A 16,278-nucleotide genomic window follows, 5' to 3' on the forward strand; every position below is an offset into this window, starting at 1 on the left:
GCTCTATGCACTCCCGTCGTTCGTATCGCCGGTCACCGCGGGCGATGACCCTTCAAAAGCTGATGCCGCGTCCCGGCGCGCCTGTTCTTCGCGAACACGACGCGGCTCCGGTACGGGGTCCCACCCACCAGGGTGCCAGGGCGCACATTTCGCCAAACGGACGGTCGCCAGTCCGAGCCCGACGAACAGTCCGCGGGTGCGCAGGGCGGTCACCGCGTACTCACTGCAAGTAGGGGTGAAACGGCACACCGGCATGCGGGTGGGGGAGATGTAGGTCCGATACAGCTCGATGAGAAATATCAGAGCTTTGGCCGGCAAGCGGACCGCCGCGCGGAAGGCGTTCACGACTCGCTGCCGGAAGTATGAGGTTCGGCGGTGAGGGCGCCGAGTTTGCGCAGTCCGGCCCGCAGCTGCCGCTCCAATTCGGGGGCGGGCGCTTCGGCCGCACCGGGCAGTGCGCGCAGCACGATGTCCGCGCCGTCCGGCAGTTCGTTCGCCAAGCTTGCGCAGATATGACGCAGGCGGCGGGCCACCCGGTGGCGAACCACCGCTGGACCCACCGCCTTGCTGACGATCAAGCCGAAGCGCGGACCTCCCACCCGTACGGATGGTGCCGCGAGGTTCGGCTGATCATCGTGTAGCAGTACGTGCACAACGAGATCCCGTCTCCCGATCCGCCGGCCTTGGCGAACCGTCCGGGAGAAGTCGGTGCGCCGATGCAGCCGGTACGGCTCAGGCAGCACCTGAGCGTCCGGTGACGATCGGTTGGATGAGGGATCGGTTTCGGGAACCGAGCGGCGAGCCGAGCTGTGGACGCCTCGGCGAGCCGGGCGTCTCGCGCCGCATTCGGATGAACCGAATCAGGCGGTCAGCTTGGCGCGGCCCTTGCCACGGCGCGCCGACACGATGGCGCGGCCCGCACGGGTGCGCATCCGGAGACGGAAGCCGTGGACGCGCGCCCGACGACGGTTGTTCGGCTGGAACGTCCGCTTGCCCTTGGCCACGGTCAACACTCCTCATAGTGGTGGACGCCTGGTGACGCCCGAAGTCTGTTCGGTGAAACGGTGCTCTCGGTGAATCCAGATGGATTCTCCGGCGCAATACCCTGATCGGCTCGGGCAGCAAACAGCCGCCACCGCACCATAGGGTGACTGTAGAAGGGTACTTACCCAGTGAACGAGAATCAAACTCGGGGTCGGCTCTCCCCGTCACGCCGCTGATCAGCGACGTCGCGACCGTTTCGAGTGTAGTACCGCGTGCCGCGGCCTGGGCGTTCGTGTCGCGGGGCGGGTGTCGTGTACCGTCCTGATCCGGGCAATACGGAGACCGCGAGAATTTTGCCAGCGATTAGCTGAGACGCCGCAGGTCCGAGCCTGATTCGGGGGAAACGCCGCGATTCCACGCGCATCCCCAGGTTGTCCACATCTGTGGATAATTGTGTGGAAAGACCCCTGGAGTGGCATATTCGTAAGGCCGACGGTGCCTCGCCGACGCCCGCGACCGGGGGAAGCCGAGCAGTGCTCATCGTCTGCTCCGCATCGACCTACACCGGGGAGGACCACGTACGTGGACGACGAGCAGAATGTGCTGACCGCTGTCTGGCCGGAGGTGATCGCCGAACTCGCGAGCGGCTCCGCGGACGGGGAGATCCAGCCGGTCAGCAAGGCGCACAAGGCCTGGCTCGGGATTATCGAACCGATCACCTTCGCACAGGGATTCGCCCTGCTCTCGGTGCCCGGGACGATGGCGCAGGAGGTTGTGGAACGCGATCTCCGGGAGCCCATTCTGCGCTCGCTGGGACGGCGTGGCCTGCAGGTCGAGGGCTTGGGCGTGCGCATCCGCGCACAGCAGAACGCCCCGGTCGACCGCTCGCCCAACGCACCGCGTCATGCCCGCATGACATCTCGCCCGGAACGGCCGCGGGAACCCGAACACGCCCCGCTCGGCTACCAGCCGGCACCCCCGCAGCCGGAGCGTCAGCAGGCGTATTACCAGACCCCGCCGGAATATCAGGCCCCGCGCCACATTCCACAGCCGGAGTACAGCCCTCCACAGGAGTACCCCGCCGAGTACGGGGAGCGCGAAGCTTATCCACCGGTGGATTACGGGCAGCCGCCGATGGCCGAAGAGTTGCCGGCGCCCGTTCCCGAGCCGCAGCAACCGCCGCGGCGGCGGGAGAGCCATCGCGCCCCGGCCATGCCGCCCGGCCAGGAGTCGCTGTTCTCCCCGGAACCGGACGACGAACCGCCGCTGCCGTCGGGCCCGACCACGCGCCGGCCGGTGGACGACGAGCACGACGACGAACCGGTGGTGAACGTCCGCAACAACTGGCCGACGTATTTCAACAAGTCGCCGGAACGCGAACGCGAGCCCGCGCCGTCCTCCTCGGGCAGCCTGAACGCCAAGTACACCTTCGAGACCTTCGTCATCGGCGCCTCGAACCGCTTCGCGCACGCCGCCGCGGTGGCCATCGCGGAAGCGCCCGCGCGGGCTTACAACCCGCTGTTCGTCTGGGGCGCTTCGGGTTTGGGCAAGACGCACCTGCTGCACGCGGCCGGGCACTACGCCCAGCGGCTGTTCCCGGGCATGCGGGTGAAGTACGTCTCGACCGAGGAATTCACCAACGACTTCATCAACTCGCTGCGTGACGACCGGAAGGTGGCGTTCAAGCGCCGCTACCGGGAGACCGACATCCTGCTGGTGGACGACATCCAGTTCATCGAGGGCAAGGAAGGCATCCAGGAGGAGTTCTTCCACACCTTCAACACCCTGCACAACGCCAACAAGCAGATCGTGGTGTCCTCGGACCGGCCACCCAAGCAGCTGGCCACCCTGGAGGAGCGGCTGCGGACGCGGTTCGAGTGGGGCCTGATCACCGATGTGCAGCCGCCGGAGCTGGAGACCCGCATCGCGATCCTGCGCAAGAAGGCGCGGATGGATCGCCTGGATGTGCCGCACGACGTGCTGGAACTCATCGCCAGCCGGGTGGAGCGCAATATCCGGGAACTCGAGGGCGCGCTGATCCGGGTGACCGCGTTCGCGTCGCTGAACGGGCAGCCGCTGGATCTGTCGCTGGCCGAGGTGGTGCTGCGGGATCTGATGCCCGACACCGCCACCTTGGAGATAACGGCGGCCACGATCATGGCCGTGACCGCGGAGTACTTCAACACCACCCTCGAAGAACTGACCGGTCCCGGCAAGGCCCGGCCGCTGGCGCAGGCCCGGCAGATCGCCATGTACCTGTGCCGTGAGCTCACGGACCTATCCCTACCCAAGATCGGTCAGGCCTTCGGCCGCGACCACACGACGGTCATGTACGCCGAGAAGAAAGTGCGCAAGGAGATGACCGAGCGCCGGCGCGTGTACGACCAGGTTCAAGAACTAACAGCCCGAATCAAACAGCGTTCGCGCTGATCCACAGTCCACAGGCCCTCACGTCCCCTGACGTGGGGGTCTTTCGTTTTCCGGGTTGTGGATTCCTCGAGGAGTCCTCGAGGAATGCTTGTGGACTCCTCGAGGATTCCCACTGTTGTCCACCGGTTCGCTCACAGGTCGCCGCTAACAGCGGTGCACAACCGGTAGTGCACAGTTCCCACAGGTTGCTTCATCCTCGAGGGCTGACCAGGGGAGATGCCGAGTTGTCCCTGTGGATTCCTCGAGGAGTCCTTGTCAGGTCCTCGAGGAATCCTCGAGTTGTCCCCGGTTTCGCTCAGATGTTGGCTACCGGGTGCAGAACGGGGGAGCAACTCGAGGATGGCTCGAGGACAGATGTGCACAGCCGTGTTGTCTCCACAGTCGCTCCCCGTTCATCCTCGAGACACCCCAGCTACATCCCCACGCCGCCGCACGCCCCCACCTGCGGAAACGGCCGAAGTCCACAGAACTAACAGGACCTACTACTACTTCATTTCTCTCTCTATAAATCCTTCTTCTAAAACAGGTGTGTGGAAAGTCGGTCTGGGAGTGAACGGATCGACGGGTAGCTCCTCCCCATCCGAACGAGGCCTCGACAAGAAGGAGTGGGCTCCGCTTCCGTGCACATCTCGCGAAGGGATCGGGGCTCGCCCCTCGGTGAGATCAGTGGTGGGTCGCCGTAGGCAATGCGGCCGTGCGCGGGTACGGTTTGGTGTCGGTCGGCTATGCCACACTGCGTGGGCGGCCGATCGAGACGCACCGACCACGAACGACACTGGAGAGGACAGACCGGGCGATGGAGCTTGCAAGCATGAAGTTTCGAGTTGCTCGCGAGGACTTCGCCGAATCCGTGGCCTGGGTGGCTCGCAGCCTGCCCTCTCGGCCCCCGGTGCCCGTCCTGGGCGGCGTTCTCCTCGTTGCCGACGAGGACGGCCTGACGGTCTCCGGTTTCGACTACGAGGTCTCCGCGCAGATGCGGGTGGCCGCCGAGGTCGCCGGACCGGGCCAGGTGCTGGTCTCCGGGCGGCTGCTCGCCGATATCACCAAGGCGCTCTCCAACAAGCCGGTGGACGTGTCCGTGGACGGCACCCGCGTGCTGATCGCCTGTGGCAGCGCCAAGTTCAGCCTCCCGACCATGCCGGTCGAGGACTATCCCCAGCTTCCCGAACTTCCTCCCCAGACCGGTGAACTCGGCGTGGATCTGTTCTCCCAGGCGGTCGGCCAGGTGGCCGTCGCGGCCGGTCGAGACGACACGCTCCCCATGCTCACCGGCATCCGGGTCGAGATCGAAGGTCCCAAGGTCGTGCTCGCGGCCACCGACCGCTTCCGCCTCGCGGTGCGCGAGCTGGAATGGCAGCCCGGTCGCGCCGATGTGGAGACCGCGGTGCTGGTTCCAGCCCGCACCCTGTCCGAGGCCGGTAAAACGCTCGGAGCGTCCGATCAGCCGGTGCAATTGGCCTTCGGCACCGGGTCCGACGGCCTGCTGGGCATCGTGAACGGCGGCCGCCGCACCACCACGCGTCTGCTCGATGCCGAATTCCCCAAGTTCCGCCAGTTGCTCCCCAAGGAGCACACCTCCATCGCCACGCTGACCGTGAGCGCGCTGACCGAGGCCATCAAGCGTGTGGCCCTGGTGGCCGAGCGCGGCGCCCAGGTGCGCATGGAGTTCTCCGAGGAGGGCGTGCTGCTCTCGGCCGGTGGGGACGACGCGGGTCGCGCCGAGGAATGGCTGACCGCCGACTTCCGCGGCGAGGCGCTGACCATCGCCTTCAACCCGGGCTACCTGCTGGACGGCCTGTCCGCGCTGCATTCGGACCGGGTGACCTTCGGTTTCACCACGCCGAGCCGTCCGGCGGTGTTCGTGCCGGCACCGGAGGAAGAACTGGAGCCGCTGGACTCGGGCGCCTTCCCGGCGCTGTCGAGCAGCTTCATCTACCTGCTCATGCCGGTTCGCCTGCCGGGCTGATCCGACGGAAGTCGACCGAGTGCTGTGCACAGTGTTGACAAACCTGTGAAAAACTCGGGACGGCTGGGAGATTCACGCTTTTTTCGCGGTTCTCCCCAGTTCGTCACCGAGTTTTCCCCAGCCACGATGGGCTGATCCACATGCATGTGCGCGCGCTGTCGCTGCGGGATTTCCGCTCCTGGGAAGCCGTGGAACTGGAGTTATCACCAGGCAGAACGGTCTTTCTGGGGTCGAACGGCAATGGCAAGACCAACCTGATCGAGGCCATCGGCTACTTGTCCACACTCGGCTCACACCGGGTGTCGGCCGACGCGCCGCTCATTCGCATCGGTGCGCCCAAGGCCCGTATCGGGGCCACCGTGGTGAACTCCGGGCGTGAGCTCCGGGTGGACATGGAGCTCAATCAGGGCTCGGCCAATCGTGCCCAGATCAATCGTTCGCCGGTGCGGCGGACCCGGGAGATCCTGGGGATTCTGCAGACCGTGCTGTTCGCGCCGGAGGATCTGTCGCTGGTGCGCGGGGATCCGGGGGAGCGGCGGCGCTTCCTGGACGAGCTGGCCACCGCGCAGCTGCCGCGGCTGGCCGGGGTGCGCGCGGATTACGAGAAGGTGCTGCGGCAGCGCTCGGCCCTGTTGAAAACCGCCGGGCGGCAAGCGCGTTCCGGGTCGCGGGGCGCGGAGCTGAGCACCCTGGACGTATGGGACGGGCATCTCGCGGCGCACGGCGCGGTACTGCTGGCGCAGCGGCTGCGGCTCGTCCACGAACTTTATCCACATCTTGCACAGGCCTATGGATCGATCGCGCCGGAGTCCCGACCGGCTTCGATCGGCTATCGAAGCAGCACGCTCCCAACGGAATTCCTCGATCCCATGCGTACTCCACAGGCTGAGGATGCCGAGCAACTGGAGGCGATCCTGTTGCAGGAGTTGGGGAATGCCCGGCGCAAGGAACTCGAGCGCGGGGTCTGCCTGGTCGGCCCGCACCGGGACGACCTGGAGCTGATGCTGGGTTCCGCGCCCGCCAAGGGCTTCTCCAGTCACGGCGAATCCTGGTCCTTCGCACTGGCTTTGCGGCTCGGGGCGTTCGAACTGCTGCGGTCCGCGGGCACCGATCCGGTGCTGATCCTCGACGATGTGTTCGCCGAACTGGACCGGCGGCGACGGGCCGCGCTGGCCGCCGTCGCGGCCGCGGCCGAACAGGTGCTGATCACCGCGGCGGTGCCGGAGGACGTGCCGGCCGAACTGGAGGCCGCGCCGCTGCGCATCGAGACCACCGGGGAAGCCGACCATCGCGCCTCCCGTATCGCGAGCTGACTTCCCTCCGTGAGGTTGTCGGTGGGATGGGGCAGAATCCTCGGTATCGCGCAGGTCCGAGGAAAGGTGTAGTGAATGGCCGACCAGCCGGAACCGCACGATTCCAGTCCTCCCGCCACGCCCGGCGCCACCGGTCCGGGCGGCGAGCCCGAACTGCGCGGTGTCGATCTGGCGCGCCGCGCACTCGAGGAGGCCCGGGCCGCGGCGCGCGCGGCGGGCAAGTCGGTGGGGCAGGGGCGGGCTTCGCCGCGCAAGGGCGGGGTGCGCGCACTGCGCCGGCGCAGCGGTTGGTCGGGCGCGCATCCGGATGAACGCGACCCCCAGTCCCTTTCGTCACTGACGATGAAGCTGGCCAAGGGCCGAGGCTGGTCGGGCAAGGTCGCCGAGGGCACCGTGTTCGGCCGCTGGGCCGCGGTGGTGGGGGAGGACATCGCCTCCCATGCCCAGCCCATCTCGCTGGAGAACGGCATTCTGAGCGTGCAGGCGGAATCGACCGCCTGGGCGACCCAGCTGCGCATGTTCCAGTCCCAGATCCTGGCGAAGATCGCGGCGGCCGTCGGCAACGGCGTGGTGACGCAATTGCGCATCAACGGCCCGACCGCGCCCAGCTGGCGCAAGGGTGAGCGGCACATCAAGGGCCGCGGACCGCGCGACACCTACGGATAGCCGCTGTTTCACGTGGAACGTGCTCGCTCGCGCGAACCCCGTCGCAAACGGGTTTCGGGCACCGGCGTGAACGGCCGCTGAAGGTCTCGGGACCCCCCATCCCCATGACGGGACTTATTGATGGTCGATTTCACGCACGTACGTCGCACTCAGGGGTGTCATAGGTGCATTCTGTGTCGGTCGTACCAGTAGGATGGGGGAGTAACTAGCGGCGATACCTCCCGGCGCGTTCAGCGACAGGTCGCCCGTGGGCTCCGTAACTCTCGAGCAGACACTCCCGAGGGGCTCCACGTGTGCCGTCCGCCCCGATGCCCGGAGGATCAGCAAGTAAGGAGAGCTACCGACCAGTGGCTGCCATGGACTCCAACGAAGACGGCGCGACCCAGTCGAAGTCAGGCAATTACGACGCCTCCTCCATTACCGTGCTCGAGGGCCTCGAGGCGGTGCGCAAGCGTCCCGGTATGTACATCGGTTCCACCGGTGAGCGGGGCTTGCACCACCTGGTCTGGGAGGTCGTCGACAACTCCGTCGACGAGGCGATGGCCGGCTACGCCTCGCGGGTCGACGTGACCCTGCTCGCCGACGGCGGCGTCGAGGTCGTCGACGACGGTCGCGGTATCCCCACCGGCATGCACGCCCAGGGCATCCCCACCATCGAGGTGGTCATGACCCAGCTGCACGCCGGCGGCAAGTTCGACTCCGACTCCTACGCGGTGTCAGGCGGTCTGCACGGCGTCGGCATCTCCGTGGTGAACGCGCTCTCCACCCGCCTCGAGGCCGAGGTGGACCACGCGGGCTACCACTGGACCCAGGAGTACAAGGACGCCAAGCCCGGCAAGCTCGTCCAGGGCGAGCCCACCAAGCGGACCGGTACCACCATCCGCTTCTGGGCCGACCCGGAGATCTTCGAGACCACCACCTACAACTTCGAGACGGTCGCGCGCCGCCTGCAGGAGATGGCGTTCCTGAACAAGGGACTCACCATCACCCTGACCGATCAGCGGGTGAGCGAAGGCGACATCACCGACGAGGTGGTGAGCGATACCGCCGAGGCGCCCAAGCATCTCGACGAGAACGCCCCGGCCGCCGAGCCGAAGGTGAAGACCCGGACCTACCACTACCCGGGCGGTCTCGAGGACTACGTCAAGCACATCAACCGGACCAAGACCCCGATCCACAATTCGATCGTGGGCTTCACCGGCAAGGGCACCGGGCACGAGCTCGAGGTGGCCATGCAGTGGAACTCGGGTTACTCCGAGTCCGTGCACACCTTCGCCAACACCATCAACACCCACGAGGGCGGCACCCACGAAGAGGGCTTCCGCGCCGCGCTCACCACGGTGGTGAACAAGTACGCGAAGGACAAGAAGCTCCTCAAGGAGAAGGAAGGCAACCTGACGGGTGACGACATCCGTGAGGGCCTGGCCGCCATCGTCTCGGTGAAGGTCGCCGACCCGCAGTTCGAGGGTCAGACCAAGACCAAGCTCGGCAATACCGATGTGAAGGGCTTCGTGCAGCGCACCTGCAACGAGCACCTGACGCACTGGTTCGAGGCCAACCCGGCCGACGCGAAGACCATTGTGCAGAAGGCGGTTTCGTCCGCTCAGGCGCGAGTGGCCGCGCGTAAGGCGCGAGAGCTGGTGCGGCGCAAGAGCGCTACCGATCTGGGCGGCCTGCCCGGCAAGCTCGCCGACTGCCGGTCCAAGGATCCGAGCAAGTCCGAGATCTACATCGTGGAGGGCGACTCCGCCGGTGGTTCGGCCAAGTCCGGCCGCGACTCGATGTACCAGGCGATCCTGCCGCTGCGCGGCAAGATCATCAATGTCGAGAAGGCGCGCATCGACCGCGTGCTGAAGAACACCGAAGTCCAGTCCATCATCACGGCTTTCGGCACCGGCATCCACGACGAGTTCGATATCGCCAAGCTGCGGTATCACAAGATCGTGCTGATGGCCGACGCCGACGTGGACGGCCAGCACATCTCGACGCTGCTGCTCACCCTGCTGTTCCGCTTCATGCGGCCGCTGGTCGAGCACGGGCACGTGTACCTCGCCATGCCGCCGCTGTACAAGCTCAAGTGGCAGCGGTCCGATCCGGAGTTCGCGTACTCCGACCGCGAGCGCGACGGGCTGCTGGAGCGCGGCCTGGCGGCCGGCAAGAAGATCAACAAGGACGACGGCATCCAGCGCTACAAGGGTCTCGGTGAGATGAACCCGAAGGAGCTGTGGGAGACCACGATGGACCCGAGCGTCCGCGTGCTTCGCCTGGTCACTCTCGATGACGCCGCCGCGGCGGACGAGCTGTTCTCCATCCTGATGGGTGAGGACGTCGAGGCGCGCCGCAGCTTCATCACCCGGAACGCCAAGGACGTGCGGTTCCTCGACGTGTAGTGGGTCGACCAACTCTCGGGACTCTCAGGGGCTTCGCCCCCGAACCCCCGAGAGATTCCGGGGGCTCCGCCCCGAGCCCCGGAATAAGCCCGGAACCCGCAGCACCCGGAGGCCGACCCGCCCCCGAGGACCCGCCAAAAGACTTCCCACGGAGACCAATTCATGACTGAGATCGAACTTCCCCCGTCGGGTGGCGACCGCATCGAGCCGGTCGATATCCAGCAGGAGATGCAGAACTCGTACATCGACTACGCCATGAGCGTGATCGTCGGACGAGCCCTGCCCGAGGTGCGCGACGGCCTCAAGCCGGTGCACCGCCGGATCCTCTACGCCATGTACGACAACGGGTACCGGCCCGACCGCGGCTACGTGAAGTCCGCGCGCCCGGTCGCCGACACCATGGGTAACTACCACCCGCACGGCGACACCGCCATCTACGACACCTTGGTGCGTATGGCGCAGCCGTGGGCGCTGCGGTACCCGCTGGTCGACGGCCAGGGCAACTTCGGTTCGCGCGGCAATGACGGCGCGGCCGCCATGCGTTACACCGAGTGCCGCCTGACGCCGCTGGCCATGGAGATGCTGCGCGAAATCGACCACGAGACGGTCGATTTCATCCCCAACTATGACGGCAAGACCCAGGAACCGGTCGTGCTGCCGGCCCGGGTGCCCGCGCTGCTGATGAACGGCTCCAACGGCATCGCCGTCGGTATGGCCACGAACATCCCGCCGCACAACCTGACCGAGCTGGCCGAGGCCATCTACTGGGCGCTCGACAACCACGAGGCGGACGAGGAGTCCACCCTCGCGGCGTGCATGGAGCGGGTGAAGGGTCCGGACTTCCCGACCGCCGGCCTGATCGTCGGCACCCAGGGCATCCACGACGCGTACACCACCGGCCGCGGTTCGGTGCGCATGCGCGGCGTGGTGGAGATCGAGGAAGACAGCCGCGGCCGCACCACCATCGTCATCACCGAGCTGCCGTACCAGGTCAATACCGACAACTTCGTCAATGCCATCGCCGAGCAGGTGAAGGACGGCAAGATCGCGGGCGTCTCCGACATCCACGACGAGTCCTCCGACCGTGTCGGCCTGCGCATCGTGGTGACGGTCAAGCGCGACGCCATCGCCAAGGTCGTGCTGAACAACCTGTACAAGCACACCCAGCTGCAGACCTCCTTCGGCTGCAACATGCTCTCGATCGTCGACGGGGTGCCGCGCACGCTGCGCCTGGACCAGATGATCCGGCTGTATGTGACCCACCAGCTCGAAGTGATCGTCCGGCGCACCAAGTACCTGCTGCGCAAGGCCGAGGAGCGGGCCCACATCCTGCGCGGTCTGGTCAAGGCCCTGGACATGCTGGACCAGGTCATCGCCCTGATCCGCCGTTCGGCCGATACCGAGACCGCGCGCACCGGCCTGATGCAGTTGCTGGATATCGACGAGATCCAGGCCACCGCCATTCTCGATATGCAGCTGCGCCGGCTGTCCGCCCTGGAGCGGCAGAAGATCCTCGACGAATTGGCCAAGATCGAGGCCGAGATCGCGGACCTGAAGGACATTCTGGCCCGGCCGGAACGTCAGCGCGCTATCGTCCGTGACGAATTGCAGGAGATCGTCGACAAGTACGGCGACGACCGCCGCACCAAGATCATCGCGGCCGACGGCGACGTGCAGGACGAGGACCTGATCGCCCGCGAGGACGTGGTCGTCACCATCACCGAGACCGGCTACGCCAAGCGCACCAAGACCGATCTGTACCGGTCGCAGAAGCGCGGCGGCAAGGGCGTGCAGGGCGCGGGGCTGAAGCAGGACGACATCGTGTCGCACTTCTTCATCACCTCCACCCACGACTGGCTGCTCTTCTTCACCAACCTCGGCCGCGTCTACCGGGCCAAGGCGTACGAGCTGCCCGAGGCCATGCGCACCGCGCGCGGCCAGCACGTGGCCAACCTGCTCGCCTTCCAGCCGGACGAGAAGATCGCCCAGGTCATCCAGCTCAAGTCCTACGAGGACGCGCCGTACCTGGTGCTGGCCACCCGCAAGGGCCTGGTCAAGAAGTCCAAGCTGACCGATTTCGACTCCAACCGCTCCGGCGGCATCGTCGCGGTGAATCTGCGCGATGGTGACGAATTGGTCGGCGCGGCACTGTGTTCGGCGGAGGACGACCTGCTGCTGGTCTCGGCGCACGGCCAGTCCATCCGCTTCTCGGCCAATGACGAGGTGCTGCGTCCCATGGGCCGCGCCACCTCCGGCGTGCAGGGCATGCGGTTCAATGCCGACGACGAACTGTTGTCGCTCAATGTGGTTCGCGACGAAGAGGGCATCTATCTGCTTGTCGCGACGGCGGGCGGGTACTCCAAGCGCACGGCCATCGACGAGTACACGGCGCAGGGCCGCGGCGGCAAGGGCGTATTGACCATTCAGTACGACGAGAAACGTGGCAGTCTGGTCGGTGCGCTCATCGTCAACGACGAGGATGAGCTGTACGCGATCACCTCCGGCGGCGGTGTCATTCGCACCGCGGCGAATCAGGTTCGCAAAGCGGGACGCCAAACCAAGGGCGTGCGATTGATGAACCTGGGAGAAGGCGATACGTTGCTCGCGATCGCGCGTAACGCGGACGAGCCCGACCAGGTTGCCGAAGATGACACCAGCGGTTCGGCGAAGCAGTAGTTTCACCACAGCAGCGGCGGCACAAGGAATCGAAGGATTCACCATTGACCACGAATCAGCCGAATGACCAGCGCGGTCATGCCAATGGCGTGACCGAGAGAATCGCCCCGTCTCCGATTCCGCCGCGCCCTATTCCGCGGCCGGGTGCCGGCGAGGGCGGTGCGCCGCAATCGCCCGAAATGCCGGACCAGGCCGGTGAATTCGGTCAGGCCCCGCTGAACGATCAGACCGAGGTGTCCGCGTCCGAGACGGCCGAGCCCGCACCGGCTTCGCCGTACCAGGACGGTGGCTGGTCCCAGCTGCCGCAGCGGGAACCGCAGTCCAACCTGTACCGGCCCGGCCAGGCCCCGACCACCGGCCGGCCCGGTGGCGTCGGCCTGAACGCCGGTGTCTCCAATGCGCGTACGACCGCCGACCTGGCGGCCAAGGCGGCGCGCAAGGAGGCCGCGATGGTGAAGTCCGTCGGCATCGACGGACCGACCCGCAGCATCGCGCGCCCTGAACTGGTGAAGGACCTGCCCGACCTGTCCGAGATCCGGCATCCGCTGCCGCCGCCGGAGCCCATTCCGGTGGCCGGTCCGGTGTCGCCGTCGGCGCCCGCCGCGGTGGCCCAGGCCGCCGCTTCGGGTGAGCCGCTGCGCGCGACAGTCCAACTGCGCCATATCGATCCGTGGTCCACGCTGAAGGTGTCGCTGGTGATCAGCGTCGCCATGTTCTTCGTGTGGATGCTCGCGGTCGGCCTGCTGTACCTCGTGCTGGAGGGCATGGGCGTGTGGGAGCGGCTGAATTCCACGTTCACGGACATGGTTTCGGACAGCTCGTCCTCTGCGCTCATCGATGCCGGCACGGTGTTCGGCTACGCCGGTGTCATCGGCCTGATCAACGTGGTTCTGCTGACCGCGCTGTCGACCGTCGGCGTCTTCGTCTACAACCAGTGCACCGACCTGGTCGGCGGCATCCAGGTGACTTTGGCCGACCCGGACTAACCTCCGGCCGGTAGGAGAGGGGTTTGCGGACGGTGTCCGCAAACCCCTCCTTCCTTTTCCGGACCAGGCCGCTGACCTGCCGTTTTGGTTATCGTGGTGCGGGTGCGGTAATCTTCTGCGCGGCCCGAGAGAAACTCTCGAGCCGACGATGAGGGCCTATAGCTCAGGCGGTTAGAGCGCTTCGCTGATAACGAAGAGGTCGGAGGTTCAAGTCCTCCTAGGCCCACTCCCGAACATCACAGTAGGGTGGGATTCATGAAATTTCTCCTCACGATCGGCCTCGTCGCCGCGGTGATCTTCGGAATCAGCAAACTTCGCCAGCGCAGCGACGCCGACCTCTGGCACGAGGTCACCACCCGCTGATTCTCCGCTTCCGGGTTCTCCCGGATCAGGGGCCTTAGCTCAATTGGCAGAGCACTGCCTTTGCAAGGCAGGGGTTAGGGGTTCGATTCCCCTAGGCTCCACTTCTTTCGGCTGTGACACGGAACATCACGCCGATTTCCCTCAGGATCTGCCCGTAAGGTGGCGATCATGGCGTCCACTGAGATCTCGAAACTCGTTCAGTCCGTGGTGGAGCCGTTCCTGCTCGGTGGTTCGCGCAAGTACAACCGGCGGGAAGTATCGGAGCTCACCGGTATGCCGAATTCCATGACGCGCCGGCTGTGGGTGTCGCTGGGTTTCCCGGCCGATCCGGATGACGACGCGCTGGAATACAGCGACTCCGATATCGAGGCCGCCAAGACGTTCAGCAAATTGCACGTACTGGCTTCCGCCGATATGCATCGGCAGACCACCGCCGCGCGCACGCTGGGCCGGTCCATGGCGCGGCTGGCGGAGTGGCAGGTGGATCTGGTGGCCGAGGAGATCCTGGATCGCATCGCCACCATCACCCGCGCGAATCCGGGCGCCGACCCCGAGCAGGTGGCCCGGGACGCCACCGAGGCGGTCATCGGCGAATTCGAAGCGCTGCAACGGTATGCGTGGCGGCGGCACCTGGACGCGGCGCTGGCGCGGTCGCTGGACGAGGGCGCGGTCGCGGGCGACACCATCCGGGTGATGGCCATCGGATTCGCGGATATGGTCGGCTACACCCGTCTCACCCGGCACCTGGAGCCGGACGAATTGTCCGCCCTGCTGGAGGCGTTCGAGACGGCCACCAGCAATGCCATCGTGGCCAATGGCGGCTGGGTCATCAAGAACGTCGGCGACGAAGTCATGTTCGCGGCCCATACCGCCGAGGACGGCGCGCGCATCGCGCTGGCGGTGCAGGAGGCCGCCACCGCCTCGCACGGCGTCACCCAGGAACTGCGGGTCGGACTGGCCTACGGCGAGGTGCTGCAGCGGTTCGGGGACCTGTACGGGTCGGTGGTGAACGTGGCCGCGCGGCTCACCGGTGTGGCGCGTCCGGGCACGGTGCTGGTGGACGACGGCGCGGCCGAGGCCATCGCCGGGGATCCGGAATTCGAGCTGCGGCATCTGGCGACCGTGCGGGTGAAGGGGATCAACCGGCTGCACGGGCATGTGTTGCGCCGCAATGTGATTCGCCCCCTGGTCTAGATATGGGGGCGGGCCTCGGCGAAGGGGGGGAGTTAGCCGAGGCCCGCGTAGGTCGGCCCGGGGGGGAGGGGCCGACGAAATCGATCCTACGCGACGAAGACCTTTTGTGTGGCCATCGGGGCATGGCGTTCCAAGATTTTTTAGCGGAAAAAGTGTCGTACCCCGGTGCGAGGATCGGGGCGTGACCGGAAAGCCTGTGCGCGCTTCGCGGAAACCCCATGACTTTTTTGCCCGAATTGGGCAATACTGGCCCATGATGTCCGGTCTTGTTCGGCAGTATTTCCGCAGTTCAAAGCCCCTAGGAGAGTCATGCCCGACGCAATAGTCGCCGAGGGTCTGGTCAAGAAGTACGGCCGTCTGGTCGCACTCGACGGACTCGATCTCACCGTTCCGGAAGGAACCGTCACCGCCCTGCTCGGCCCCAACGGTGCGGGTAAGACCACCACCGTGCGGGTCCTCACCACCCTGCTCATCCCGGACTCCGGCCGCGCCACCGTCGCGGGCGTGGACGTCCTGAAGGATCCGCAGCTGCTGCGCTCCCGCATCGGCACCTCCGGCCAGTACGCCGCGGTCGACGAATACCTCACCGGCTTCGAGAATTTGGAGATGGTCGGGCGGCTGTACCACATGGGGGTGGCGCGCAGTAAGGAACGCGCCCGCGAGCTGCTGGAACGCTTCCGGCTCTCCGATGCCGCGGACCGCCCGGTCAAGGGCTACTCCGGCGGTATGCGCCGCCGGCTCGACCTGGCCGGCGCGCTGGTCGCCAATCCGCCGGTGCTGTTCCTGGACGAACCCACCACCGGCCTGGATCCCCGTGCGCGCCTGGATCTCTGGGACGTCATCGAGGAACTGGTCGCGGGCGGCACCACGCTGCTGCTCACCACCCAGTACCTGGAGGAGGCCGACCGGCTGGCCGACTCCATCGCCGTCATCGACCACGGCAAGGTCATCGCCGAGGGCACCTCCGACGAACTCAAGGCCATGGTCGGCGGCGACCGCATCGAACTCGTTGTGGACCATGTGGATTCGCTGCCGGTGGCGCGGCAGGCCCTGGAGGGGCTGGCGCAGGGCGAGATCCGGCTGGAGCCGGGCCTGCGCCGGATCATCGTGCCGGTCAACGACGGATCGCAGGCGCTGGTGGATGCCATCGGGCAGCTCACCAAACACGAAGTGGCCATTCACGATGTCGGCCTGCGCCGGCCCTCGCTCGACGATGTGTTCCTGTCGCTGACCGGGCACGAGGCCGAGGAGCTGGTGAACGGTTCCGGGAAGGGCGAATTGGCGAAGGAGGGGCAGAACCGATGAGTGCG

General features: G+C 66.5%; 13 protein-coding genes and 2 tRNA genes. 12 read left to right on the forward strand and 3 right to left on the reverse strand.

The genetic code is table 11. The annotated features are described in order from the left end of the window. Positions 1-3 precede the first annotated feature (3 nt). From yidD to rpmH, 3 genes are all read right to left on the reverse strand, one after another. Positions 4-345 carry a membrane protein insertion efficiency factor YidD gene (yidD, locus tag NY1_RS42170; protein WP_084535290.1) on the reverse strand — a complete coding sequence of 114 codons (342 nt, stop codon included), beginning with the start codon at positions 343-345 and terminating at the stop codon, positions 4-6. Next, positions 342-743: a ribonuclease P protein component gene (gene rnpA, locus NY1_RS24395; RefSeq protein WP_084535291.1), complete on the reverse strand. Its 402-nt coding sequence runs from the start codon at positions 741-743 to the stop codon at positions 342-344. The genes yidD and rnpA overlap by 4 nt, the downstream gene beginning before the upstream one ends. Before the next feature lie 117 nt (positions 744-860). Beyond that, on the reverse strand, positions 861-1,004 hold the full coding sequence (gene rpmH, locus NY1_RS24400; protein WP_033085250.1) for a 50S ribosomal protein L34: 144 nt from the start codon (positions 1,002-1,004) through the stop codon (positions 861-863). Positions 1,005-1,566: 562 nt separating this feature from the next. On the opposite strand from rpmH, the gene dnaA reads away from it, so the two are divergent. From dnaA to NY1_RS24460, 12 genes are all read left to right on the forward strand, one after another. Further along, positions 1,567-3,414 carry a chromosomal replication initiator protein DnaA gene (gene dnaA / locus NY1_RS24405; RefSeq protein WP_067717835.1) on the forward strand — a complete coding sequence of 616 codons (1,848 nt, stop codon included), beginning with the start codon at positions 1,567-1,569 and terminating at the stop codon, positions 3,412-3,414. Positions 3,415-4,210: 796 nt separating this feature from the next. Beyond that, positions 4,211-5,380 carry a DNA polymerase III subunit beta gene (gene dnaN / locus NY1_RS24410; RefSeq protein WP_067717838.1) on the forward strand — a complete coding sequence of 390 codons (1,170 nt, stop codon included), beginning with the start codon at positions 4,211-4,213 and terminating at the stop codon, positions 5,378-5,380. Between the two features lie 140 nt (positions 5,381-5,520). Beyond that, positions 5,521-6,693, forward strand: a complete 1,173-nt coding sequence (recF, locus tag NY1_RS24415; protein WP_067717842.1) for a DNA replication/repair protein RecF — start codon at positions 5,521-5,523, stop codon at positions 6,691-6,693. A 75-nt stretch (positions 6,694-6,768) separates the two neighbouring features. Then, complete coding sequence (locus NY1_RS24420) at positions 6,769-7,359, forward strand: DUF721 family protein (protein ID WP_067717845.1); 591 nt, start codon at positions 6,769-6,771, stop codon at positions 7,357-7,359. A 356-nt stretch (positions 7,360-7,715) separates the two neighbouring features. Next, the gene (gene gyrB / locus NY1_RS24425) at positions 7,716-9,749 is read left to right on the forward strand and encodes a DNA topoisomerase (ATP-hydrolyzing) subunit B (protein ID WP_084535292.1); all 2,034 of its coding nucleotides are present in this window, start codon (positions 7,716-7,718) and stop codon (positions 9,747-9,749) included. A gap of 162 nt (positions 9,750-9,911) precedes the next feature. Next, positions 9,912-12,425, forward strand: coding sequence for a DNA gyrase subunit A (gene gyrA, locus NY1_RS24430; protein WP_067717852.1), 2,514 nt, complete (start codon positions 9,912-9,914; stop codon positions 12,423-12,425). A 44-nt stretch (positions 12,426-12,469) separates the two neighbouring features. Beyond that, positions 12,470-13,411 carry a DUF3566 domain-containing protein gene (locus NY1_RS24435; RefSeq protein ID WP_067717854.1) on the forward strand — a complete coding sequence of 314 codons (942 nt, stop codon included), beginning with the start codon at positions 12,470-12,472 and terminating at the stop codon, positions 13,409-13,411. A 152-nt stretch (positions 13,412-13,563) separates the two neighbouring features. Continuing rightward, a tRNA-Ile gene (locus NY1_RS24440) sits at positions 13,564-13,637 on the forward strand. Positions 13,638-13,666: 29 nt separating this feature from the next. Then, positions 13,667-13,774 (forward strand): DLW-39 family protein, encoded by a 108-nt coding sequence (locus NY1_RS44255; RefSeq protein ID WP_218028421.1) that lies wholly within the window; start codon positions 13,667-13,669, stop codon positions 13,772-13,774. A 28-nt stretch (positions 13,775-13,802) separates the two neighbouring features. After that, positions 13,803-13,875, forward strand: a tRNA-Ala gene (locus NY1_RS24445). Positions 13,876-13,939: 64 nt separating this feature from the next. Further along, entirely contained in the window at positions 13,940-14,968 is a 1,029-nt protein-coding gene (locus NY1_RS24450) for an adenylate/guanylate cyclase domain-containing protein (protein WP_169815395.1), read from the forward strand. A 309-nt stretch (positions 14,969-15,277) separates the two neighbouring features. Beyond that, positions 15,278-16,273 carry an ATP-binding cassette domain-containing protein gene (locus NY1_RS24460; protein ID WP_067717860.1) on the forward strand — a complete coding sequence of 332 codons (996 nt, stop codon included), beginning with the start codon at positions 15,278-15,280 and terminating at the stop codon, positions 16,271-16,273. Positions 16,274-16,278 lie beyond the last annotated feature (5 nt).

The sequence above is a fragment of the Nocardia yamanashiensis NBRC 100130 genome (assembly GCF_001613325.1).
GTDB classification, from domain to species: Bacteria; Actinomycetota; Actinomycetes; order Mycobacteriales; family Mycobacteriaceae; genus Nocardia; species Nocardia yamanashiensis.